Below are 20,431 nucleotides of genomic sequence, written 5' to 3' on the forward strand. Positions count from 1 at the left end.
GCTGCGACAGATGGACAAGTTCACCGTGCACACCGGCACCGCCGTGCCGCTGCGTCGGTCCGACGTGGACACGGATCAGATCATCCCGGCGGTGTACCTCAAGCGGGTGACCCGTACCGGATTCGCCGACGGGTTGTTCAGCGCGTGGCGGGAGGACCCGGGATTCGTCCTCAACGATGAATCATATTCGGGTGCCTCGATTCTGGTGGCCGGTCCGGAGTTCGGCACCGGGTCGTCGCGGGAGCACGCCGTGTGGGCGTTGCGCGACTTCGGCTTCCAGGTGGTGATCTCGCCGCGCTTCGGTGACATCTTCCGGGGCAACGCCCTCAAGGAGGGTCTGCTGCCGGTCGAGTTGGAATTGAAAGCCGTCGAGGAGATCTGGGCCCTGGTGGAGTCCGACCCGAAGGCCGCCATCACCGTCGACCTCGCCGCTCGGCAGGTCCAGGCGGGCGGATCCACGTGGTCGTTCCCCCTCGACGACTTCAGCCGCTGGCGGCTGATGGAGGGCTTGGACGACATTGGACTCACCCTTCGCCACGAGTCGCAGATCAGTGCTTTCGAGGGCACCCGACCCCCCTTCCTGCCCCGCGTCGCCTAGCCGTTCACCCGGCTTCGTCGCCGATTTCGCCCCCTCCGGTGCCACCGGTGGGGGCGAATCCGTTACGACACAAGGGCTTTTTTCCACCGAATGTTTGTGTCCGGGCAGCACAGGGCATACCGTGCGCGCAGAATGGCTCGCGTCGAGTCAGTTGCACAATCAGGAGGAAGTAGTGAACAAGGCCGAGCTCATCGAGGCGCTCGCCGTTCGCCTGGGGGACCGGAAAACGGCGACGGCCGCGCTCGACGCGGTCCTCGCTGAGGTCCAGGCGGCGGTCACCAAGGGCGAGAAGGTGGCGATCACCGGATTCGGGGCGTTCGAGAAGCGCGTACGGGGCGCGCGAACAGCCCGCAACCCGCGTACCGGGGAGGCGGTGAAGGTCAAGAAGACCTCGGTGCCGACCTTCCGTCCGGGCGCCGGGTTCAAGGAGATGGTGGCCAACGGCAAGGTGCCGAAGGCCACGGCGGCGGCGAAGAAGACCGCCGCGGCCACCGCCAAGACCACCGGTGCGAAGGCGACCGGTGCGAAGGCGACGGGTGCGAAGGCGACCGCTGCCAAGAAGACGACCACGGCGAAGGCCACCGCGGCAAAGAAGACGACCGCCACGAAGACCACGGCGGCGGCGAAGAAGACGACCGCGGCCAAGGCGACCAAGACCACCGCCGCGGCCAAGAAGGCGACCGCCACGAAGACGACCGCCACGAAGAAGGCCGCCCCGGCGAAGAAGACCGCCACGGCGTCCAAGGCCACCGCGGCCAAGAAGACCGCGACGGCCAAGAAGGCACCGGCGAAGAAGGCGCCGGCCAGGAAGAGCGCGACCCGGCGCTGAGCCGGTCGTACGACGAGGGCGTCCGCCGCACGGCGGGCGCCCTCGCCATGTCCGTCGGGTCCGCGCACCGAGGTGCGAGTCCGGTATCCGACGGGCGTTGACGGGGCGGGGTACGACGCCCAGAATCGCCGGACCACCCCTCGGCGAAAGAGGAACCGTGCTGCGTCACCGCCATCTCGGTACCGCCACCCTGGCCCTCGGTCTCGTCGTCCTGACCGACGTGCTGCGGGTCTTCCTGCCGTCGGTCATCACCATCTTCGGGCAGGCCGCGTCGACCCCGGCCGAGCTGCTCGGGGCGTTCGCCCTCGGCTGGTTCGTGCTGGCGCTCGCCGCACCGCCGCTCGTCCGGCTGGTCGGCGGCCACGTCGTCGGCGTGGTCGCCGTGGCGTTGCTGGGCGTCGCCCGGCTCGCCCTCACCGCCGGCCCCGGCGGGTACGCGCAGCTCTGGCTGGCCGGCGCCGGTCTGCTCGCCGGTCTGGTGTGGCTCGCCGCGACGGCGGCCCGGGGCGAGCGCGCGGTACCCGGACTGGCGCTCGGACTGGCCGCCGCGGCGCTCGGGCACGTGCTGGTCGGCACGTACGACCTGGTCTGGCGGGGGAGTTGGTCGGCGTGGGTGGCCGGTGGCGCGATGGTGGTGGCGCTGCTCGCCGGTGAGGTCCTGCTCGCCCGTCGTCCCGGCACGTCCACGCCGGTGCCGCACGGCCGGGCGTGGTTGCTCGCCGGGCCGGCGCTGCTGCTGGGCGGCATGGTGGCGCTGTCACCGGCGGTGGTGGGCACCGCGACGTCCTACTGGTTCGGCGCGGCGGGCACCGCCTCGACGCCGCTGTTCGCGTTCGCGCCGCTCGGAGTGACGCTCGCGGTGTTCCTGCTCGCCGCCCTGACTCCGTCCCGGCCGCGCGCCCGGCCGGTGTGGCCGGGGCTGCTGCTGGCCGGGACGCTGCTGTTCGGGTACGGCCCGCCGTCGCTGCTGACCGTCGCCGCCCTGCTCGGCGCCGCCGGTCTGGGCGGCTGCCTGGCGCTGGCCGACGGTGCCGCCGTGCCGTCGGCGCGGGCCGCGACCCGCCGGGGGTACGCGGCGGTGGGCGGCATGCTCGTCTTCGCGGTCGTCTCGGTGCTCTACTACGCCGCCTACGACCTGGGCTATCCCAACGGGTGGCTACCGGTCCTGGTGGCCGTGCTGACCGGCCTGATCGCGTTTCAGGGCGGTTCACGGCCCCGCCCGGCCACCGCACCGGCCACCGAGGAGTTCGTCGCTCCAGCGGCTGCTCCGGCCGTCGAGGGGTCCACCACGTACGGTCGGCTGCCCACGGTGCCGATCGCCGTGCTCGCCGCACTGACCGCCTTCGCCGCCGCGGTGATACACGAGCCGTGGCCGGTGGCGACCAATCGGCCGGGCCCGCCGGAGCAGGTACGCGTGGTGGCCTACAACATCCGGATGGGCTTCGGCATGGACGGCCGGTTCGACCTGCCCGCGTTGGAACGGGCGGTGCGGGGGGCCGACGTGGTGGCGCTCAGCGAGGTGGACCGGGGCTGGCTGCTCAACGGCGGCCACGACACCCTGCACCTGCTCTCGGACCGCCTGGGCCTGCCCTACGTCTTCGCGCCGGCCGCCGACGCGCTCTGGGGCGACGCGGTGCTCAGCCGGTGGCCGGTGGACCGGGCCCGGACCCGCGTGCTGCCCGCCGTGGGCGCACCCACCGGCGCGCAGGCGCTCGGCGTCACCGTGGACTTCAGCGAGGGCGTACGCCTGGCCGTGGTGAGCACGCACCTGCAACCGCCGCCCGGCGCGGATCCGGTGGTGCAGGCCCGTGCCGTCGCCGAGTTCGCCACCGGGTACGCCGACGGTCTGCCGCTGGTGGTCGCCGGTGACTTCAACACCGAGCCGGGCGACCCGGCGTTCGCCGCGTTCACCGGCGCCGGTCTGGTCGACGCGTTCGCCGCCGCCCGCCCGCTGGCGACCAGCCCGGCCGACGACCCGCGTCAGCAGATCGACCACGTCTTCGTCTCACCCGACCTGGTCGCCTCGGACGCCGTCGCGACACCCGGCACCGCCAGCGACCACCTGCCGGTCGCGGTCACCCTCACCCTGCCCGGCGGTGCGGGCTGACGTCGGAGCGGGTCAGAGCCGGTCGGCGGCGACGAGGCGGTCGGCGCTGAAGGCGAGCAGCCAGCCCGTGCCCTTGTCGGTGTCGTAGTCGCCGTCCTGCCCGGCCAGACGTTCCAGCGCACCCGGGATCACCTTGCCCTGGCTGCACACCGCCGTACGTTCGCCGGCGGCGGCCAGCGCGGCCATCCGTGCTGCCGCGGCGAGGACCCGTTCGTCGGGCTGCTGGCCGGCGAGGGGCTCGTCCAGGTCGCCGCTGATCTCGATCGGCAGGTCCAGCGTCGCGGCGGCCGGGTCCAGGGTCTGTACGCAGCGGCGCGGTGACGCCGACAGCAGCCGGCTCGGCCAGGTCAGCGCGATCAGCGGCGCCAAGGTACGTGCCTGCGACCAGCCCCGGTCGTCCAACGGTCGGGCCGTGTCCGGGCCGGACCAGGTCAACCGCTTGCCGGCGTTGCCGTGCCGGACCAGCACCGTGGTGGCGGTGACCCGGGGCAGGGCGGCGAATGCGGCCAGGATCTCCGCGTCGTGCGGATAGCTGACCAGCGCCACCGCGTCGTCCACGTCGAGCCAACGCACCGCGTCGACCTCGGTGCCCGGCTGGAAGCCGCCGGTGCCCATCGCCCGCATGGACCAGTAGTCGACCTCCTTGAGCCGACCCTCGCTGCGGTACCGCACCGAGGGCAGGCGCACCTCGGGCGCGGCCCGTGCGTCGGCCTCCTCGGCGACCTCCCGGACGGCTGCCGCCAGTGGATGCTCGCCCGGCTCCAGCTTGCCCTTGGGGAGTGTCCAGTCGCCGTACCGGGGGCGGTGCACCAGACAGACCTGGACGTCGTCGTACGGTCCGGGACGCCACACCACGCCTCCGGCCGCCCGGATCTCGATCACGTCGGTCATCCGGTCCGTCGCCGTTCCTCCTCGATCATCCGCTCAGCCTATGCCGGTGCCGCTCACCCGGCGGTGCTGCCGACGCGACGCAGCAACATCTGCTGCAGGTGGGCCGGTGGCGTGTCGGTCGCGCCGGTACGCCGGGTCCAGCTCCCGTCGGCGGCCAACTCGAACGCGTCGGTGTCGGGGCTCATCGCGGCGGCGAGCACCTGGTCCAGTTCGGCCCGAGCCACCGGGTCGCTGACCTGCACCAGTGCCTCGACCCGCCGGTCCAGGTTGCGGTGCATCAGGTCGGCGGAGCCGATCCAGAACTCGGCGTCGCCGTTGTTGCCGAACCGGAAGACCCGGGAGTGTTCCAGGAACCGGCCGAGGATCGAACGGACCCGGATGTTCTCCGACAGCCCCGGTACGCCGGGTCGCAGGGTACACATGCCCCGGATGATGAGGTCGACGTGGACGCCGGCCTGGGAAGCCCGGTACAACGCGTCGGTGATCTCCTCGTCGACCAGCGAGTTCACCTTGAACTGCACGAGTCCCGGCATGCCCAGCCGGACGTGGGCGATCTCCCGCTCGATGCGTTCGACCAGGCCGCTGCGGATGCCCTGCGGCGCCACCAGCAGCCGCCGGTACGCGGTCTGCCGGCTGTAGCCGGTCAACACGTTGAAGAGGTCGGTCAGGTCGGCCCCGATCTCCGGGTCGGCGGTGAGCATGCCGAAGTCCTCGTAGAGCCGGGCCGTCTTCGGGTGGTAGTTGCCGGTGCCGATGTGGCAGTAGCGCCGGATCTGGTTGCCCTCCTGGCGTACCACCAACGCGGTCTTGCAGTGCGTCTTGAGACCGACCAGGCCGTAGACCACGTGACAGCCGGCCCGCTCCAGGGTGCGGGCCCAACCGATGTTCGCCACCTCGTCGAAACGCGCCTTCAACTCGACCAGCACCACCACCTGCTTGCCGGCGGCGGCGGCGTCGACGAGCGCGTCCACGATCGGTGAGTCGCCGCTGGTGCGGTAGAGCGTCTGCTTGATGGCGAGCACGTTCGGATCGGCGGCGGCCTGCTCCACGAAGCGCTGCACGCTGGTGGCGAAGGAGTGGTACGGGTGGTGCACCAGCACGTCCCCGTCGCGCAGGGTGGCGAAGACACTGCGCGGCACCTCGCCCTCGGCGAGCCGGGGATGGGTGGCCGGCACGAACGGCGGGTCCTTGAGGTCGGGCCGGTCGGCCTCGCCGTACAACTGCCAAAGCGCGGAGAGGTCGAGCAGCCCCCGGACCCGCAGCACGTCCTGGGCGTCCATGTCCAGTTCCCGGACGAGCAGCTCCAGCATGTGGTCGGAGATCGAGGCGGCCACCTCCAGCCGCACCGGCGGGCCGAAGCGACGCCGGGCCAGCTCCCGTTCCAGCGCCTGGAGCAGGTCCTCGTCGCGGTCCTCGTCCACCTCCACCTCGGCGTTGCGGGTGACCCGGAACAGGTGGCACTCCACCACCTGCATGCCGGAGAAGAGCTGGCCGAGGTGCACCGAGATGACGTCCTCGACCGGCACCATCCGCACGCCGGGCTGGTCCCGGTCGACGCGGACGAACCGGGGCACGTTGTTCGGCACCTTCACCCGGGCGAACAACTCGGGCCCGCCGTCCGGGTCGCGGACCGACACGGCCAGGTTCAACGACCGGCCGGAGATGTACGGGAACGGGTGGGCCGGGTCGACCGCGAGCGGGGTGAGCACCGGGAAGATCTGCTCGCGGAAGTAGGCGCGCAGCCGGTCCCGCTCGACGTCGCCCAGGTCGGACCAGCGCAGGATCCGGATGTCCTCGTCGGCCAGCTTGGGCAGCACGTCGTCGACGAAGCAGGTGGCGTGCCGGGTGACCAGCGTGGCGGCCTTTCCGGCGACGAGCGCCAGCTGGGTACGCAGCGGCATGCCGTCACCTCCGCGCACCGGCAGGCCGGCGGAGAGCCGGCGCTTGAGCCCGGCCACCCGGACCATGTAGAACTCGTCGAGGTTGCTGGCGAAGATGGCCAGGAACTTCGCCCGTTCCAGCAGCGGGGTGCGCGGGTCCTCGGCCAGCGCCAGGACCCGGGCGTTGAAGTCGAGCCAGGACAGCTCCCGGTTGAGGAACCGATCCTCCGGCAGCGGCCGGAGCGGTGGTGGCTCGTTGTCGGAGGCGTCCGGTGCGCCCGGCTCGGACACCGGGTCGAGAACCTCCTCCAGGCCGGTGGAGGCGGCGGCCGGGTCGGTGCCGGCCAGCTCGGTCATCGGCCGGGTACGGCGGAAGCGCCCGTCGGATCCCCGGGAGCGACCTTCGTCGCGGCTGGTGTGGTCGTCGGTGCCGGCGGGACTGGCGTTGCTTTCGCGAGGGGTGCTCACCTGCTCATAATCACCCGACTCGGGTTAACGCAAAATGAACTTCCGCTGGGTACGTCAGGACATCGTCGGCAGGGTCACGCGGATCACGTCCCCGGCGGCGTCGGTGTCGACGCGTACCCGCTGGCCGAGCCGGAGCAGCCGCAGCCCGGAGGCGTCGAAGGCACGGGCCGGGAAGGACAGCTCGGTGCCGTCGTCGAGCAGCAGCAGCCCGCTGCGGGTCGCCGCGTCGAAGGTCGCCACCGTGCCCTGCATGCCCAGCACCGTACACCGGTGGGGGAGCTCAGCCGGTGAGGCAGCCGGCGGCCAGTCGCGCGGTGCGCGGACCGAGCCCGAGCCGGGCCGCGGCGGCCAGGTCGTCCGGGGTGTCCACGTCGCGGCGCAGGCTGGGCCAGTCACCGTCGAGCGGGCGGGCGCCGCTCGCCGCGTGCGCCGCGGCCGAGCCGGGCCCGAAGCGCGGCCCGAGGGGTACGCCGGCCGGCGCGGTCAGCAGCACGGTCCCGGTGCCCGGCGTGTCGGCCACGAAGCAGCGGACGCCGGGCGGAGCCTCCCGCGCCGCCCGGAGCGCGACCGCCAGCTCGGCCGGACGTAGCGCCGGAAGGTCGGCGGTGATCCCGGCCACTGGGCCGGGCACCTGGGCCGCGCCGTGCCGGAAGGCGCCGTTGAGTCCGGCGTCCGCGACGTCCGCGAGCCACCGCGCGGCAGCCGCCGGGGCCTCGGCCCGGACCCGGACGTCGTCGGTGACCACGAGCACCCCGCCCACCTCGGGACAGGCCCGCACCGCGTCGAGGGTGTCGGCCACGAGCGCCAGCGCCAGCTCCTCGTGGGGTACGCCGGGCAGCCCGCCACGCAGCCGCGACTTCGCGGCGACCAGGCGTTTGACCGGCACCACCACGGTCCAGGGCTGACTCACACCTGTCATCCTGCCAGCCCGGCGGCGGTACCCTCACTGGCCGTACCAGGGGCGAACAGGCATGATTTCGGCTGCGGGCGTCACCGGAGGTCTCCGGTGGGCGGGTCGGGGTGGGCACGAGGAGGCACGGTGGGTCGGCGCAGGCTGGGATTCTGGCAGAGGTTCGCCGTGGTGCTGGTCAAGCCGGCGATGACCGTCTGGACCCGGCGTACCTGGCGGGGCATGGAGCACCTGCCGCAGGACGGCCCGGTGATCATCGTGGCGAACCACATCTCGCACGCCGACCCGCTGGTGTCGGCGCACTTCGTCTACGACGCCGGCCGGTGGCCGCAGTTCCTCGGCAAGGCGAGCGTCTTCAAGGTCCCGGTGGTCGGCTGGATCCTGCACCGGTGCCGCCAGATCCCGGTGGAGCGCGGCTCGGTCGACGCGGTCAAGTCCCTGGAAGCCCTGGTCAAAGCACTGAACGAGGGCGATGCGGTGATCATCTATCCAGAGGGCACCACCAGCCGGGAACCGGACCTGTGGCCGATGAAGGGCAAGACCGGCGCGGCCCGGCTGGCGTTGACCACCGGTGCCCCGGTCGTGCCGGTGGCGATGTGGGGGCCGGAGAAGATCTTCGACCCCCGGCGGGGCAGGCTCAACCCGCGCCCCCGCATCCCGGTGAGCGTGGTGGCCGGGCCGCCGGTCGACCTGAGCCGCTGGGCCGGCGCCACGCCGAGCCGGCAGGTGCTGGAGGAGATGACCGACGTGATCATGCTGCGGGTGCGGGACCTGCTCGCCGAGATCCGGGGCGGCACACCTCCGCCGCTGTGGCAGCGCACCTCTCGCGCCAACGCCGACCGCCCCGAGGCGACGGCATGAGCGAGCGTCAGATTCGTGGCGGCGCGCAGCGAAGCGGAGTGGCGGCATGAGCGAGCGTCGGCGAGTGAATCGGTGGTGTCGGGTGACTCGTGGCGGCGCGCAGCGAAGCGGAGTGGCGGCATGAGCGGACATGTGGCGGTGCTGGGAGCCGGGTCGTGGGGGACGGCGTTCGCCAAGATCCTCGGCGACGCCGGCCGGGACGTCACGATCTGGGCGCGGCGGCAGTCCATCGCCGACGTCCTGCGGGACGAGCGGTGCAATCCGGAGTACCTGCCGGGGGTGGTGCTGCCGCCGCGCGTCACCGGCACCGGTGACGCCGCCGAGGCGATCGAGGGCGCCGAGATGGTGGTGCTGGCGGTGCCGTCGCAGACGCTGCGCGGCAACCTCGCCGAGTGGGTCGGTCACCTGCACCCCGACGCCACCCTGGTGTCGTTGATGAAGGGCATCGAGCTCGGCACCACCAAGCGGATGAGCGAGGTCATCGTGGAGACCGCCGGGGTGGCGGCGGATCGCGTGGTGGTGGTCTCCGGACCCAACCTGGCCCCGGAGATCGCGGCCGAGCAGCCGGCTGCCACCGTGGTCGCCGGCACCGACGCCGACCGCGCCGCGCTGGTGCAGCGCTCCATCACCACGCCGTACTTCCGCCCGTACACCAACGACGACGTGATCGGCTGTGAGCTGGGCGGGGCGGTGAAGAACGTGATCGCCCTGTCGTACGGCATCGCCACCGCGATGGGGTTCGGTCACAACACCCGCGCGATGCTGGTCACCCGGGGACTGGCCGAGACGGCCCGGCTCGGGGTGGCCCTCGGTGCCGACCCGCTCACCTTCGCCGGTCTGGCCGGCATGGGCGACCTGGTCGCCTCCTGCTCGTCCCCGTCGGCCCGCAACCGCACCTTCGGTGAGCACCTGGGTCGGGGCGCGACGCTGGAGGAGGCGCGGGTGGCCACCCGGCAGACCGCCGAGGGCGTCAAGAGCGCGCTGGCGATCCGGGACCTGGCCCGCGCGCACGGGGTGGAGATGCCGATCACCGAGCAGGTCGAGCTGGTCTGCCACGAGGGCGTCGACCCGCGGCGTGCGGTCCGGGCGCTGATGAGCCGCACCACCAAGCCGGAGTGAGCAGCGTGGACGAGATGCGCTTCCGTTCCCCCGAGGAGCACGCCCGGACGCCCGGTTCCGCCGGTGACGGCACCCGGTGCGTACACGCGGGTCTGCCCGAGCCGACGCCCGGCGCGCCCTTCCTGCCCGGTCCGGTCTTCGCCGCGCCGTACCACCTCGATCCCCGGCAGGGACCGGCGGCGGCGCCGAACGGTTACGGGCGGCCGGACAACCCGACCCGCCGGCTCCTGGAGGCGGCGATCGGCGAGCTGGAGGGTGGCGACTGCCGGGTCTTCGCCAGTGGCCAGGCGGCGATCACCGGCCTGCTGCTGGCGGTGCTGCGGGCCGGTGACACGGTGGTGCTGCCCGCCGACGGCTACTTCCCGGTGCGCGCGTTCGCCACCGACACGCTGGCCGGCAACGGGGTCCGGGTGCTGTTCGCGCCGACCGTCGGGCCCTACCCGGACTTCACCGGGGTACGCCTGGTGCTGGTCGAGACGCCGGCCAACCCGGGGCTCGACGTGGTGGACCTGCCGGCCCTGGCCGAGCGGGTGCACGCGGCCGGTGCCCTGCTGGCGGTGGACAACACGACCGCGACGCCGCTCGGCCAGCGTCCGCTGGACCTCGGCGCGGACCTGGTGGTGGCCTCCGGCACCAAGGCGTTGACCGGGCACTCCGACCTGCTGCTCGGCTACCTCGCCACCCGGTCGACCGCACTGCTGGAGCAGGCCACCTCCTGGCGGACGGTCGCCGGGTCGGTGCCCGGGGCGTTCGACGCCTGGCTGGCCCACCGGTCGCTGGCCACTCTCGACCTGCGTCTGGCCCGGCAGACGGCGAACGCCGAGGCGATCGCCCGGCTGCTCGTGGCCCGGCCCGACGTGTCGGGGGTGCGCTGGCCGGGGCTGCCGGACGACCCGGCGTACCCGGTGGCGTCGCGGCAACTGCGGCGGATGCCGGGTGTGCTCTCCTTCGACCTGGCCGACGCCGACCGGGTCGCCCGGTTCCTCGACGCGGCCCGGCTGGTCGGGGCGGCCACGTCCTTCGGCGGCCTGCACACCACCGCCGACCGGCGGGCGCAGTGGGGCGACGACACCGCGCCCGGCTTCGTCCGGCTCTCCTGTGGGGTGGAGGACACCGTCGACCTGGTCGCCGACGTCGCGGCCGCGTTGGACGCGGCGGCCTGATGGGGCCCGTCTCCCCGGCCGAGTTCGACGCCCTGGTGCGCCGGCTGCGGGAGGCGGGTTGTGTCTGGGCCGAGGACGAGAGCCGGTTGCTGGTGGAGGGCGCCGACAGTCCGGAGACACTGGCCGGTCTGGTCGACCGGCGGGTCGCCGGTGAGCCGTTGGAGTACGTGCTCGGCTGGGCGGAGTTCTGCGGTGAGCGGATCGACGTACGGCCGGGGGTCTTCGTGCCCCGGTCGCGTACCGCCCTGCTGGTCTCGGCCGCCGTGGCGGTGACCGGGCCGGCCGCGGCCGTGGTGGAACTCTGCTGCGGTTCCGGCGCGGTGACCCGGGTGTTGGCCGGTCGACTCACCGCGCCCCGGCTGGTGGCCGCGGTCGACCTGGACCCGGCGGCGGTGGCCTGCGCCCGACGGAACCTGGCCGACCTGGCGGTGCCGGTGCTCTGCGGTGACCTCTTCGCGCCGCTGCCGGCCGCCTGCCGGGGTGCCCTGGACCTGGTGGTGGCGAACGCCCCGTACGTGCCGACGGCGGCGATGCCGCTGCTGCCGCCCGAGTCCCGCCGGTACGAGGCGCCGGTGGCGCTGGACGGCGGTCCGGACGGCTTGGCGGTGCTGCGTCGGGTCGCCACCACCGCGCCCCGGTGGCTCGCGCCCGGCGGGCACCTGGTGGTGGAGGTGGGGGAGGACCAGGTGGACGAGCTGTGGGCGGTGTTGACGGAGGTCGGGCTGGTGCCGGAGGTGGTCCGCGACGGCGATCTGGGGGCCACCGCGATGACCGCCTGCCGGCCGGTCTGTGCCGGACATCGGGACGCGAACCGCCGCGTGGGCATGGCGGGCCGACGGACCGAGAACTAACCTCGCGTCAGGTTCGGACGGCGGGAGGCGGGTTTCGGGTGGATGGCGCAGCGGTGCCGGTGGTCGTCGGGATCGACAACGGAGGTACGAGCAACAACACCACGGTCCTGACCCTCGACGGGCGGTTCCTGGTGGACGAGCTGGTGGAGACGCCCAGCGAGGTGCAGGCCGGGCCGGAGGCGGCGGTGGCGGCGATGGCGCGGGCTCTCGACGGCGTGCTGGCCCGCACGGGCGTGCCCCGCGAGCTGGTCCGGGCGGTCGGGCTGGACACGCCGGGTCCGGCCAGCGCCACCGGGGTGATCTCGTCGAAGGGCTCGACGAACTTCTCCCAGCCGGCCTGGCGCGGGTACGACGTGCGGGGCGCGTTGGAACGCCGGATCGGGCTGCCGGTGGTCTATCACAACGACGGCAACGCCGCCGCGCTCTACGCCCACCACGTGCACTTCGGGGCCGACGCGATGCGGCGGTCGTCGGTGTCGGCGATCGTCGGCACCGGACTGGGCGGCGGCGTGGTGGAGAACGGCCGGGTGGTGTCCGGCGCGGCCGGCATGGCCGGTGAGCTGGGGCACGTGCAGATCCCGCTGACCACCGTGCTGGCCCCGGAGCAGCCGGTGCCGACCTGCGCCTGCGGTTTCGCCGGTGACGTGGAGAGCGTGGCCTCGCTGACCGCGATCGGGCGCAACCTGCTGCCGTACTGGTTGACGCGCTACCCGGGGCATCCGCTGGCCGACGAGTCACCGGACCGGGCGGCCAAACTGGTGCGCGGGTACGGCGAGCGCGGCGACGACCTGGCCCGGGAGATCTTCGCGCAGCAGGCGCGGGCGCTCGGTGCGCTGTTCACCATCGCGGCGAACTTCACCGACCCGCACGCGTACTTCGTCGGCGGTGGCGTGGTGGAGACGGCACCGGAGTTCCGTGACTGGTTCCTCGCGGCGGTCCGCGAGCACACCGCGCTCCGCATGGAGCAGGCCGCGCTGGCCACGTTCGCCCTGGTGCCGGAGCGCGACATGGCCGGTGCGCGGGGCGTCGCGCTCGCCGCGCTGGAGGCGGCCCGGGACCTGCCGGCACCGCTGCCGCTGGTCGGCGACTGACCCCGGTCGTCGGTGGGCGACCGACCGTGGTCGCCGGTCAGCCCAGTCGGACGTCCGTCAGGACCGGGAAGTCGTACCAGCTCACCGAGAAGGGCTCGGTGGGGGACGGCGAGACGGGGAAGACGCCCCACGTGTCGGTCGACTGCCCCGGGGCGACGGTGACCGCCTCGCCGGCCCGTTCGGCGGCGCACCAGGTGTCGGTGGGGCGTACGGTGCGGCCGTCGGCGAGCGTCAGCGCGGAGGAGTTCAGGTCGTCCTCGCGGCTCGGGCAGACCAACGGCCACGGCAGCGGCGAGTCGTTGCGGTAGCGGAAGGTGAGCCGCAGCGTGCCGTCGGAGGTCTCGGCGCCGGTCAGCGTGAGCCGGAACGACGACTCCTGGTAGATCTGGCGGTCGAGCCGGTACGTCTGCCGGTCGGTGCCCACCGGGGTCTGCGGGGCGTCGTCCGCGTCCCGGGCGGGGGCCCGGTCCCGGTCCGTCGCGTTCTCCGGGCTCCGGTCCGATCCCGCCTCGACGGTCGGCGATCCCCGGTCGGCCAGGTAGTACCCGGCGAGGGAACCGACGATGGCGAGACTGGCCGTCGACGCGACGACGGCGATCAGGACGCCGTACTTTCTCTCCACACGGACCCCCGGGCTGCTGGGCGGCATCGTCGGCCGTGAAGGTAGCACCGCCGGGGTAGCGCGTCGGCACCCGAGCCGGGGCTGACCGGGCCGGCGGTGCCCTTACCGGCCCGGTCAGCGGTCCTGGGTGTGGTGGTACGGCTCAGGGAGTGCGGACCCGGTTCAGGGGGTCGGGGGCGACTGGGCGAAGGCGGTCCACGCGGCCGGCGGGAAGTGCAGCAGTGGACCGCTCGGGTCCTTGGAGTCGCGTACGGCCACCGTGCCGGGAACGACCGCCACCTCCACGCAGGCTCCCTCGTCGCCGCTGTGGCTGCTCTTGCGCCACCCGGCCACGGCCACCACGGTGTTGGTCGTCGGTGTCATCCTCTTACCGTCCCTTCAGGGTCTTCACGAGTAGGTCACGGCTGTCCGCCGGGCTGAGCGCGACAGTCCGCAGGTGTTCCATGATCTTGGTGCAGGTGCGCAGGTCACCGGGCCGATCCAGGATCATCTGGCCGGCGACGGTCTCCACCGAGGCGATGATCGGGTCCTCCGGGTCGGCGAACTCGAGGATGTGCAACGACCCCCGGGTGCCCCGGTGGTAGCCGGCGGACAACGGGATCACCTGCACGGTGATGTTCGGCAGATCGCTCATCTTGAGCAGATGGTTGAGCTGCCCCTGCATGGCCGATTCGTCGCCGACGGGGCGCAGCAGCGCCGCCTCGTCGAGGATCGCGTCGAAGATCGGCGGATCCTGCTCGAAGACCCGCTGTTGCCGGTCGAGCCGCATGTGGACCCGCTCCTCGACGTCGTTGTCGCTGAGCGTGTGCGGACCGCCCCGCATCACCGCGCGGATGTAGTCGGCCGTCTGCAACAGACCCGGCATCACCGACGGCTCGAAGTTGGCGATGCCGGTGGCCTCGGCCTCCAACGCGATGAAGTCGATGGTGCGCCGGTCGAGCAGGTACGAGTACGAGACCCACCAGCCCGGCTTGCGCGCGTCCTTGGCCAGCGCGACGGCGGCGGCGACCTCCTCGGCCTTGACGCCGTAGAGGGTGAGCAGCGCCCGCACGGTGGCGGGGCTGACCAGTGTCTGCGCGTTCTCGTAGCGGGAGAGCGTGCTACGGGTGCTGTTGATCTCGTCCGCCGCGGCCTCCAACGTGAGGCCGGCGGCTTCCCGGTGGTGGCGCAGCGCGAGGCCCAACCGGCGAGCGCGAGCGGTCTTCGGTGCCATGCATCGATGGTCGCACGTATTTGGGACTCTGTACATGAGAGAACGTCGGTGAGAGTTGCATTCATGCCCATGGACCTGTCAGTCTGTTAGCGCGTCCTCACCGCCGGTTGTCGTGGCGACGGTGGTGGTGAGCGACCGGAGGGGATGGGGCGCGCGGCGGTCGGGTTATTCCCCCGTACCCGACCGCCGCGTGCCGCGCCAGTTGTCGGCCACCGGAAGGGAATCGACGTGCTGACTGGTCAGCGAGTGTGCGCCGAGCGCCTCGGCGGCCGGCAATGACGCGCTTCCTGGTGGTCCTGACCGACGTCCGTCCGTACGAGATGGACGGTCGCAACGAGCGCGTCGCCCCGGAGCGCCGACGTCAGGTCGTCGGTGCGAACAGCCGGGAGGCGGCGGACCGGATCGCCGGCGCGTTCATGGCCCTGGGCATGGTGCGCGCGGGCCGGCAGCGGGTCAAGGTGATCGCCATCGGCCGGCGGCACGCGTTCGGCGAGCGGGAACTGGTCGGTTGACCTGGTCGACATGCGCGACCAGTAACGCACCGTATATGACACGTTGACCGAATGCGGCCATCCCGCGTTCCCGCCGGGTATCGGCCACCCGCTCCCGCCACGCACAGTAAGGTCATCCGGGAGAGCGCCAGCAGTGCGTCCCGGAAAGGTGACCGCAGTGACCACCCCAGGCAAGACCCGCGTGGCGATCGTCTTCGGCGGCCGTAGCCCGGAACACGGCATCTCCTGCGTCAGCGCCGGAAGCGTGCTCGCCGCACTCGACCCCGACGAGTTCGAGGTGGTGCCGGTCGGCATCACCCGGGCCGGGCAGTGGGTGCTGACCAACGGCGACCCGGCCCAGCTGGCGATCAGCGCGCGCCGGCTGCCCGAGATCACCGCCCAGTCCGGTGTGGACATCGTGCTGCGCGCCGACCCGACCGGCAGCGGCCTGCTGGTGCTCGACCCGGCCGAGGGGCCCCGCGCGCTGGCCGATGTGGACGTGGTCTTCCCGGTGCTGCACGGCTCCTACGGCGAGGACGGCACCATCCAGGGCATGCTGGAGATGGCCGGCATCCCGTACGTCGGGGCGAAGGTGTTCGCCTCGGCCGCCGCCATGGACAAGGAGTTCACCAAGAAGCTCTGCGCCGCCGAGGGCATCCCGGTCGGCCCGTACGCGGTGCTGCGCAGCGGGATGACGCTCAGCGAGGCGGAGAAGGAACGGCTCGGCCTGCCGGTCTTCGTCAAGCCCTCCCGGGCCGGGTCCTCGTTCGGCGTCAGCAAGGTCAACGACTGGGCCGACCTGGAGACGGCGATCGCCGCCGCCCGGCAGATCGACAACAAGGTCCTGGTCGAAGGCGCCATCGTCGGACGCGAGATCGAGTGCGGCGTGCTGGAGGGCGAGGCCGGCGGCATGCCCGAGGCGTCCGTACTCGCCGAGGTGCGGGTGGTCGGCGACTACGAGTTCTACGACTTCGAGGCCAAGTACATCGACGCGGCGTCCGCCTGCGAGTACGACCTCCCCGCCGACCTGCCCGACCGGGTCACCCGGCAGGTACGCGACTACGCCGTCCGCGCCTTCGAGGCGCTGGACTGCGCCGGCCTGGCCCGGGCCGACTTCTTCGTCACCCCGGAGCTGGAGGTCTACCTCAACGAGGTCAACACGATGCCCGGCTTCACGCCGACGTCGATGTTCCCCCGGATGTGGGCGGCGGCCGGCCTGGAGTACCCGAAGCTGATCGACCGGCTGATCCGGACCGCGCTCACCCGCGGACCCGGGCAGTACTGAGTCACCACCCCGACGCGGGCCCGCCACCGGGGCGGCCCGCCGTCGGCGGGTGGGTCAGGCGGTGCAGCCGGTGGGCTTCGAGTCGGCCGACGGGATCGACTCGACGATGGTCGCCGAGATCGGGGCGGCCCACTGCAACGCCTCGCCGTAGAAGTGCGGCACCCGCAGGGTCACCTCCGTCTCCCGGTCGACCGTGGTCAGCTCCGTCGCGTCCGGCCCCTCCTCCGCGAACCAGCAGACCGAGTTGACCAGGTAGAGGTGCGCGTCGCGGGCCACGGCGGGGCGATCGGCACCGCAGGCCACCGTCAACGCCGGATCACCGTACGCGGCGTTCTGCTCGGGACCGGCCGAGACCGGCCGTTGCGGCAGGTCGCGGACCGTCTCCGGCAACTGCGACAACAGGGCGCGACACACCACGGTCGGTCGTTCGGCCAGGTCCGGAGCGGCCATCTCGACTGGGGTGGTGGACCGGGGAGCAGCGGTGCTCGGTGACGCCGTGGGCGTGGCGGCCGGCTCACTCGACGGGAGGTTGGCCCAGGCGACGGCGCCCACCAGCAGCGCCACCGGCAACGCCACGGCGGTGGCGATCAGCGCGGCGGAGCGGTTCGTGCGGTCGGGCGCCTTCGCGCCCTCGGTGCGGTCGTCGTCGGTGGGCTTCCTGGTGGTCTCGTCCACTTACAGCCGCACCACTGAACAGGTCAGGGTGCGGGTGATGCCGGGCACCATCTGCACGTTGCTGACGATGAGCTTGCCGAGCTCATCGACGGTGTTGGCCTCGGTGAGCACGACCACGTCGTACGGCCCGGTGACGGCGTCGACCCGGACCACCCCGGCGAGATCCGCGATGAGACCGGCCACGTCACGTGCCCGACCGACCTCTGTCTGGATGAGGATGTACGCCTGTACCACGCTCGACCTCCCTCCGTCGCCGCCGTCAAGCGGCCCGAAGGGAGAAAGTACCTTACGGACCAGGGGTGATCCCTATCGGTGGCCAAGGAGAAGCAGTGAGCGAGCGAGCTGAGCGGCTCAGCGCGACGACGTCCCCGGTCGGCACGGGGCGTGACGGAGCAGCGGCGTGAGCGTGGCGGGTGTCGGCGAGTTCGGGCTGATCGACCGGGTGACCTCCCGCCTGTCGTACGGCTCCACGGTGCTGCTCGGCCCCGGTGACGACGCGGCGGTGGTCGCCGCGCCCGACGCCCGGGTGGTCGCGTCGACGGACGTCCTGGTGGAGGGGCGGCACTTCCGCCGGGACTGGTCCGGCGCGTACGACATCGGGCGCCGGGCGGCGGCGGCGAATCTCGCGGACGTGGTGGCGATGGGTGCCGACCCGACCGCGCTGCTGGTGGCGCTCTGCGTACCGGCCGACGCGGACACCGACTGGGTGGAACAGCTCGCCGACGGGCTCGGTGCCGAGGCGGCCGAGGTGGGCGCCAGCGTGGTGGGCGGGGACATGTCCGCCAGTCCCACCCTGACCATCGCGGTCACCGCCCTGGGCGACCTGGGTGGTCGTGCCCCGGTGACCCGGAGCGGGGCGCGACCCGGGGACCTCGTCGCCCTGGCCGGTCGCACCGGGTACGCGGCGGCCGGATTCACCGTGCTCTCCCGAGGATTCCGGACGCCCCGGCTGCTCGTCGAGGCGTACCGCCGCCCGGAGGTGCCCTATCCGGCGGGACCGCAGGCCGCCCGGCTCGGCGCCACCGCGATGATCGACGTCTCCGACGGGCTCCTCGCCGACCTCGGGCACGTGGCGCGGGCCAGCGGGGTGACCGTCGACCTCACCCGGGACGCCTTCGAGGTGCCGCCGCAGATGCGGGACGCCGCGCAGGCGCTCGGCGTCGACCCGTACACCTGGTTGCTGGCCGGTGGCGACGACCACGCGTTGGTGGCGACGTTCCCGCCGACGACGGCGCTGCCCGCCGAATGGCGGTTGGTCGGCCGGGTCGAAGAGGGCTCCGGGGTGACCGTGGACGGGCGGCCGTTCGACGGTCCGGGCGGCTGGGATCACTTCCGGTGACCCCGCCGGGTAAGGAGCGGGTCGGGTCGTACCCTTTACCTGTGCAGCAGATCGAGATCCATGTGGTGCCCTTCGACTCCCCGGTCGCGCAGCGGTTGATCACCGCCGCGTTGGCCGACCTGGGCGCCCGGTACGGCGGCAGCGGCGACGAGACCCCGGTCGACCCCGACGAGTTCGTGCCCCCGGCCGGGGCGTTCCTGGTCGCTCACCTCGACGGGCAGCCGGTCGGTTGCGGCGGCTGGCGCAGTCACGGCGACGAGGGCGACACCGCCGAGCTGAAGCGGATGTACACCGCCCCGCAGGCCCGTGGCCGGGGGGTGGCCCGGACGGTGCTCACGGCCATCGAGCGCTCGGCCCGCGAGCACGGCCGTAAGCGGCTCATCCTGGAGTGCGGCGACCGGCAGCCCGAGGCGATCGCGATGTACACCGGTGCCGGTTACGAGCGGATCCCCAACTTCGGGTTCTACGCCGCCGAGCCCGGCTGTCTGTCCTTCGGCCGCACCCTCTGAGCGTGAAAGGAAGGGTCCCCTGCTAACGCCAATGCCGCTCAGTTAGGGCGGTGGGCGGGTTGTCAATGCTGCTGTTTCGAGGATGTTGATGTTGATGGTGGCGTGGTAGTTGGTGCGGTCGATGGTGCCTTTGGCGCGGTGTTTGGAGATCGCGCGTTTGACCACGCGGGGGCTGATTCGGGTGCGGCGTGGGGGTAGCAGGTCGGCCAGGATTGCGCGGCCGATGGTGCCGACGAGGTCGATGACGGTGCCGGCGATGACACCAGCGGCTTGGGTGATCTGGTCTCGGGCGGCGTGGACGGCGATGGTGAAGCTGGCCCGGTCGGGGTTGGTCGTGGGCCGGCTGGCGGTGGCGTCAGCCATTGCCAGCCGGACCGCTTGGTAGGTGGTGAGCAGGGCGTGGACCTCTTGACTGATCCCGTTCGGGGTTCGGGCTCGTAGGACCCGTCCGCCCCGCAGGGTGGACTTCAACTCCAGATATGTCGTCTCGATCTCCCAGCGGTGGTGGTAGAGGGTGACCAGGTCCATGGCCGGGAAGCGGCGCTGGTCGGTGAGGGTGGTGATCAGCCGGTACCGGCCGACGTGGCGTTTACCGTTCATGCTCACGACGATCTCGGCGTCAACGACCCGGACCGTCATCGTGCCGATGACAGACAGCCAGGACCCGTCGCGATGGCGGCGGATGACGGGCAGCCGCCGGTCGTCCTTGTCGCGGATGAGCAGGTCAGCGCCGGTGCTGGCGAACTGTTCGATCATCTGACGGGCGGCGAACCCACGGTCGGCCAGCAGCAGCATGCCTGGGCGCAGGCAGCCCAACAGACGCCCCGCACACGTGAGTTCGCCAGTGCTGATGGGGGTGAACACCGCGTCGATGACAGCGCGGGTGCCGCACGCCACGACGGCGACCAGCCGCAGCATCGGATACCCCGACCCACCGTGGCTGCCCGCCTGACGCGGATAGACCGTCAGGTTAGCCGCCGTATCGGGCACGAACATGCTGGTGCCGTCGATCGCGCACACCAGCAGACCCCGCCACCGGGCGGCCCCCGCCGGCGGACCCGACAGCAACCGGAACAACGCCACCAGCGGCTTGTCCCCGACCCGACGGCGAGCCTGCGACAACGCCGAAGACGTCGGCAGCGCCACCGTCAACCCGTCCAGCCCAGCGACCAACCGAGCCCACACCTGCCGGTAACCGACCTCAGCGAACAGCCCCGCCGCGAGCAGCAGATACACCACCACCCGCGACGGCAGATCCCGCACCCGCGACTGCACACCACCGGCCTCAGCCAGAACGGCATCGACCATCTCGAACGGCACCTGCTGCGTCAACTCACCCAGATGGCCCGGCGCGAACCGCCCCGCAGCCACCCTGATCGTGGACGTGATGGCAGACTGTTCCAACGGCGGGGCTCCCGGTCCAGAGGCTGTCTTGGAGTGACAAACCTCTATACCGAGACCCCGCCGTCCACGTCTACACCCCGCTTGACATCCACCACACCGCCCTAACTGAGCGGCATTGCAATGCC

The 20,431-nt window shown here is 72.4% G+C and carries 22 protein-coding genes; 12 read left to right on the top strand and 10 right to left on the bottom strand.

The features are described from left to right. Positions 1-10 precede the first annotated feature (10 nt). The 3 genes from leuD to HUT12_RS07675 all read left to right on the top strand — a co-directional run bounded on the left by leuD (position 11) and on the right by HUT12_RS07675 (position 3,534). Entirely contained in the window at positions 11-598 is a 588-nt protein-coding gene (leuD, locus tag HUT12_RS07665) for a 3-isopropylmalate dehydratase small subunit (RefSeq protein WP_131054512.1), read from the top strand. Between the two features lie 172 nt (positions 599-770). Then, a complete protein-coding gene (locus HUT12_RS07670) occupies positions 771-1,427 on the top strand; it encodes an HU family DNA-binding protein (protein ID WP_176092941.1) in 657 nt (218 codons plus the stop codon). Between the two features lie 157 nt (positions 1,428-1,584). Next, positions 1,585-3,534 carry an endonuclease/exonuclease/phosphatase family protein gene (locus tag HUT12_RS07675; protein WP_254876744.1) on the top strand — a complete coding sequence of 650 codons (1,950 nt, stop codon included), beginning with the start codon at positions 1,585-1,587 and terminating at the stop codon, positions 3,532-3,534. Positions 3,535-3,546: 12 nt separating this feature from the next. On the opposite strand, the gene HUT12_RS07680 is transcribed toward HUT12_RS07675, so the two are convergent. Genes HUT12_RS07680 through cofC form a run of 4 tightly spaced genes read right to left on the bottom strand, consistent with a single transcriptional unit; the run spans position 3,547 to position 7,683 of the window. Beyond that, positions 3,547-4,425, bottom strand: a complete 879-nt coding sequence (locus tag HUT12_RS07680; RefSeq protein WP_131054514.1) for an NUDIX hydrolase — start codon at positions 4,423-4,425, stop codon at positions 3,547-3,549. Positions 4,426-4,478: 53 nt separating this feature from the next. Next, positions 4,479-6,773, bottom strand: coding sequence for an RNA degradosome polyphosphate kinase (locus HUT12_RS07685; protein ID WP_176092942.1), 2,295 nt, complete (start codon positions 6,771-6,773; stop codon positions 4,479-4,481). A gap of 54 nt (positions 6,774-6,827) precedes the next feature. Then, a complete protein-coding gene (locus tag HUT12_RS07690) occupies positions 6,828-7,025 on the bottom strand; it encodes a cold-shock protein (RefSeq protein WP_176092943.1) in 198 nt (65 codons plus the stop codon). Between the two features lie 28 nt (positions 7,026-7,053). Continuing rightward, positions 7,054-7,683: a 2-phospho-L-lactate guanylyltransferase gene (cofC, locus tag HUT12_RS07695; protein ID WP_176092944.1), complete on the bottom strand. Its 630-nt coding sequence runs from the start codon at positions 7,681-7,683 to the stop codon at positions 7,054-7,056. A 129-nt stretch (positions 7,684-7,812) separates the two neighbouring features. Here cofC and HUT12_RS07700 point away from each other — a divergent pair, with 129 nt between their 5' ends. The 5 genes from HUT12_RS07700 (at position 7,813) to HUT12_RS07720 (ending at position 12,768) form a co-directional block, all read left to right on the top strand. Then, positions 7,813-8,544 carry a 1-acyl-sn-glycerol-3-phosphate acyltransferase gene (locus HUT12_RS07700; RefSeq protein WP_131053798.1) on the top strand — a complete coding sequence of 244 codons (732 nt, stop codon included), beginning with the start codon at positions 7,813-7,815 and terminating at the stop codon, positions 8,542-8,544. A gap of 120 nt (positions 8,545-8,664) precedes the next feature. After that, on the top strand, positions 8,665-9,663 hold the full coding sequence (locus tag HUT12_RS07705; RefSeq protein WP_176092945.1) for an NAD(P)H-dependent glycerol-3-phosphate dehydrogenase: 999 nt from the start codon (positions 8,665-8,667) through the stop codon (positions 9,661-9,663). 14 nt (positions 9,664-9,677) lie between these two features. Further along, positions 9,678-10,826 carry a cystathionine gamma-lyase gene (locus tag HUT12_RS07710; protein ID WP_176095685.1) on the top strand — a complete coding sequence of 383 codons (1,149 nt, stop codon included), beginning with the start codon at positions 9,678-9,680 and terminating at the stop codon, positions 10,824-10,826. Beyond that, positions 10,826-11,677: a putative protein N(5)-glutamine methyltransferase gene (locus HUT12_RS07715; RefSeq protein WP_176092946.1), complete on the top strand. Its 852-nt coding sequence runs from the start codon at positions 10,826-10,828 to the stop codon at positions 11,675-11,677. Before HUT12_RS07710 ends, HUT12_RS07715 begins: the two co-directional genes overlap by 1 nt. A 38-nt stretch (positions 11,678-11,715) precedes the next feature. Further along, positions 11,716-12,768 carry an ROK family protein gene (locus tag HUT12_RS07720; protein ID WP_176092947.1) on the top strand — a complete coding sequence of 351 codons (1,053 nt, stop codon included), beginning with the start codon at positions 11,716-11,718 and terminating at the stop codon, positions 12,766-12,768. Positions 12,769-12,805: 37 nt separating this feature from the next. On the opposite strand, the gene HUT12_RS07725 is transcribed toward HUT12_RS07720, so the two are convergent. The 3 genes from HUT12_RS07725 to HUT12_RS07735 form a co-directional block, all read right to left on the bottom strand. Beyond that, a complete protein-coding gene (locus HUT12_RS07725; protein WP_176092948.1) occupies positions 12,806-13,390 on the bottom strand; it encodes a hypothetical protein in 585 nt (194 codons plus the stop codon). 162 nt (positions 13,391-13,552) lie between these two features. Next, on the bottom strand, positions 13,553-13,753 hold the full coding sequence (locus HUT12_RS07730; protein WP_131053803.1) for a DUF397 domain-containing protein: 201 nt from the start codon (positions 13,751-13,753) through the stop codon (positions 13,553-13,555). Between the two features lie 4 nt (positions 13,754-13,757). Then, complete coding sequence (locus HUT12_RS07735) at positions 13,758-14,603, bottom strand: helix-turn-helix transcriptional regulator (protein ID WP_131053804.1); 846 nt, start codon at positions 14,601-14,603, stop codon at positions 13,758-13,760. Positions 14,604-14,878: 275 nt separating this feature from the next. On the opposite strand from HUT12_RS07735, the gene HUT12_RS07740 reads away from it, so the two are divergent. Together HUT12_RS07740 and HUT12_RS07745 are read left to right on the top strand one after the other, a co-directional pair. Then, on the top strand, positions 14,879-15,115 hold the full coding sequence (locus HUT12_RS07740) for a hypothetical protein (RefSeq protein ID WP_131053805.1): 237 nt from the start codon (positions 14,879-14,881) through the stop codon (positions 15,113-15,115). A gap of 157 nt (positions 15,116-15,272) precedes the next feature. Then, positions 15,273-16,379, top strand: a complete 1,107-nt coding sequence (locus tag HUT12_RS07745; RefSeq protein WP_176092949.1) for a D-alanine--D-alanine ligase family protein — start codon at positions 15,273-15,275, stop codon at positions 16,377-16,379. Between the two features lie 54 nt (positions 16,380-16,433). On the opposite strand, the gene HUT12_RS07750 is transcribed toward HUT12_RS07745, so the two are convergent. Then, on the bottom strand, positions 16,434-17,054 hold the full coding sequence (locus HUT12_RS07750) for a DUF3515 domain-containing protein (protein WP_131053807.1): 621 nt from the start codon (positions 17,052-17,054) through the stop codon (positions 16,434-16,436). Then, complete coding sequence (locus tag HUT12_RS07755; RefSeq protein ID WP_088646044.1) at positions 17,055-17,288, bottom strand: Lrp/AsnC ligand binding domain-containing protein; 234 nt, start codon at positions 17,286-17,288, stop codon at positions 17,055-17,057. It lies immediately after the preceding gene. 166 nt (positions 17,289-17,454) lie between these two features. On the opposite strand from HUT12_RS07755, the gene HUT12_RS07760 reads away from it, so the two are divergent. Both HUT12_RS07760 and HUT12_RS07765 read left to right on the top strand, forming a co-directional pair. Next, entirely contained in the window at positions 17,455-18,393 is a 939-nt protein-coding gene (locus HUT12_RS07760) for a thiamine-phosphate kinase (protein WP_131053808.1), read from the top strand. Positions 18,394-18,434: 41 nt separating this feature from the next. Continuing rightward, positions 18,435-18,902 carry a GNAT family N-acetyltransferase gene (locus HUT12_RS07765; protein ID WP_131053809.1) on the top strand — a complete coding sequence of 156 codons (468 nt, stop codon included), beginning with the start codon at positions 18,435-18,437 and terminating at the stop codon, positions 18,900-18,902. Between the two features lie 42 nt (positions 18,903-18,944). On the opposite strand, the gene HUT12_RS07770 is transcribed toward HUT12_RS07765, so the two are convergent. Then, positions 18,945-20,306, bottom strand: a complete 1,362-nt coding sequence (locus tag HUT12_RS07770; RefSeq protein WP_176092250.1) for an IS4 family transposase — start codon at positions 20,304-20,306, stop codon at positions 18,945-18,947. Between the last annotated feature and the right edge of the window lie 125 nt (positions 20,307-20,431).

Source organism: Verrucosispora sp. NA02020, from assembly GCF_013364215.1.
GTDB lineage: Bacteria > Actinomycetota > Actinomycetes > Mycobacteriales > Micromonosporaceae > Micromonospora.

Bases quoted from the DNA above. Each gene is read 5' to 3' on its own strand.
- leuD (WP_131054512.1), top strand. From the start codon at position 11: ATGGACAAGTTCACCGTGCACACCGGCACCGCCGTGCCGCTGCGTCGG.
- HUT12_RS07680 (WP_131054514.1), bottom strand. From the start codon at position 4,425: ATGACCGACGTGATCGAGATCCGGGCGGCCGGAGGCGTGGTGTGGCGT.
- HUT12_RS07690 (WP_176092943.1), bottom strand. From the start codon at position 7,025: ATGCAGGGCACGGTGGCGACCTTCGACGCGGCGACCCGCAGCGGGCTG.
- HUT12_RS07705 (WP_176092945.1), top strand. From the start codon at position 8,665: ATGAGCGGACATGTGGCGGTGCTGGGAGCCGGGTCGTGGGGGACGGCG.
- HUT12_RS07710 (WP_176095685.1), top strand. From the start codon at position 9,678: ATGCGCTTCCGTTCCCCCGAGGAGCACGCCCGGACGCCCGGTTCCGCC.
- HUT12_RS07715 (WP_176092946.1), top strand. From the start codon at position 10,826: ATGGGGCCCGTCTCCCCGGCCGAGTTCGACGCCCTGGTGCGCCGGCTG.
- HUT12_RS07730 (WP_131053803.1), bottom strand. From the start codon at position 13,753: ATGACACCGACGACCAACACCGTGGTGGCCGTGGCCGGGTGGCGCAAG.
- HUT12_RS07735 (WP_131053804.1), bottom strand. From the start codon at position 14,603: ATGGCACCGAAGACCGCTCGCGCTCGCCGGTTGGGCCTCGCGCTGCGC.
- HUT12_RS07740 (WP_131053805.1), top strand. From the start codon at position 14,879: ATGACGCGCTTCCTGGTGGTCCTGACCGACGTCCGTCCGTACGAGATG.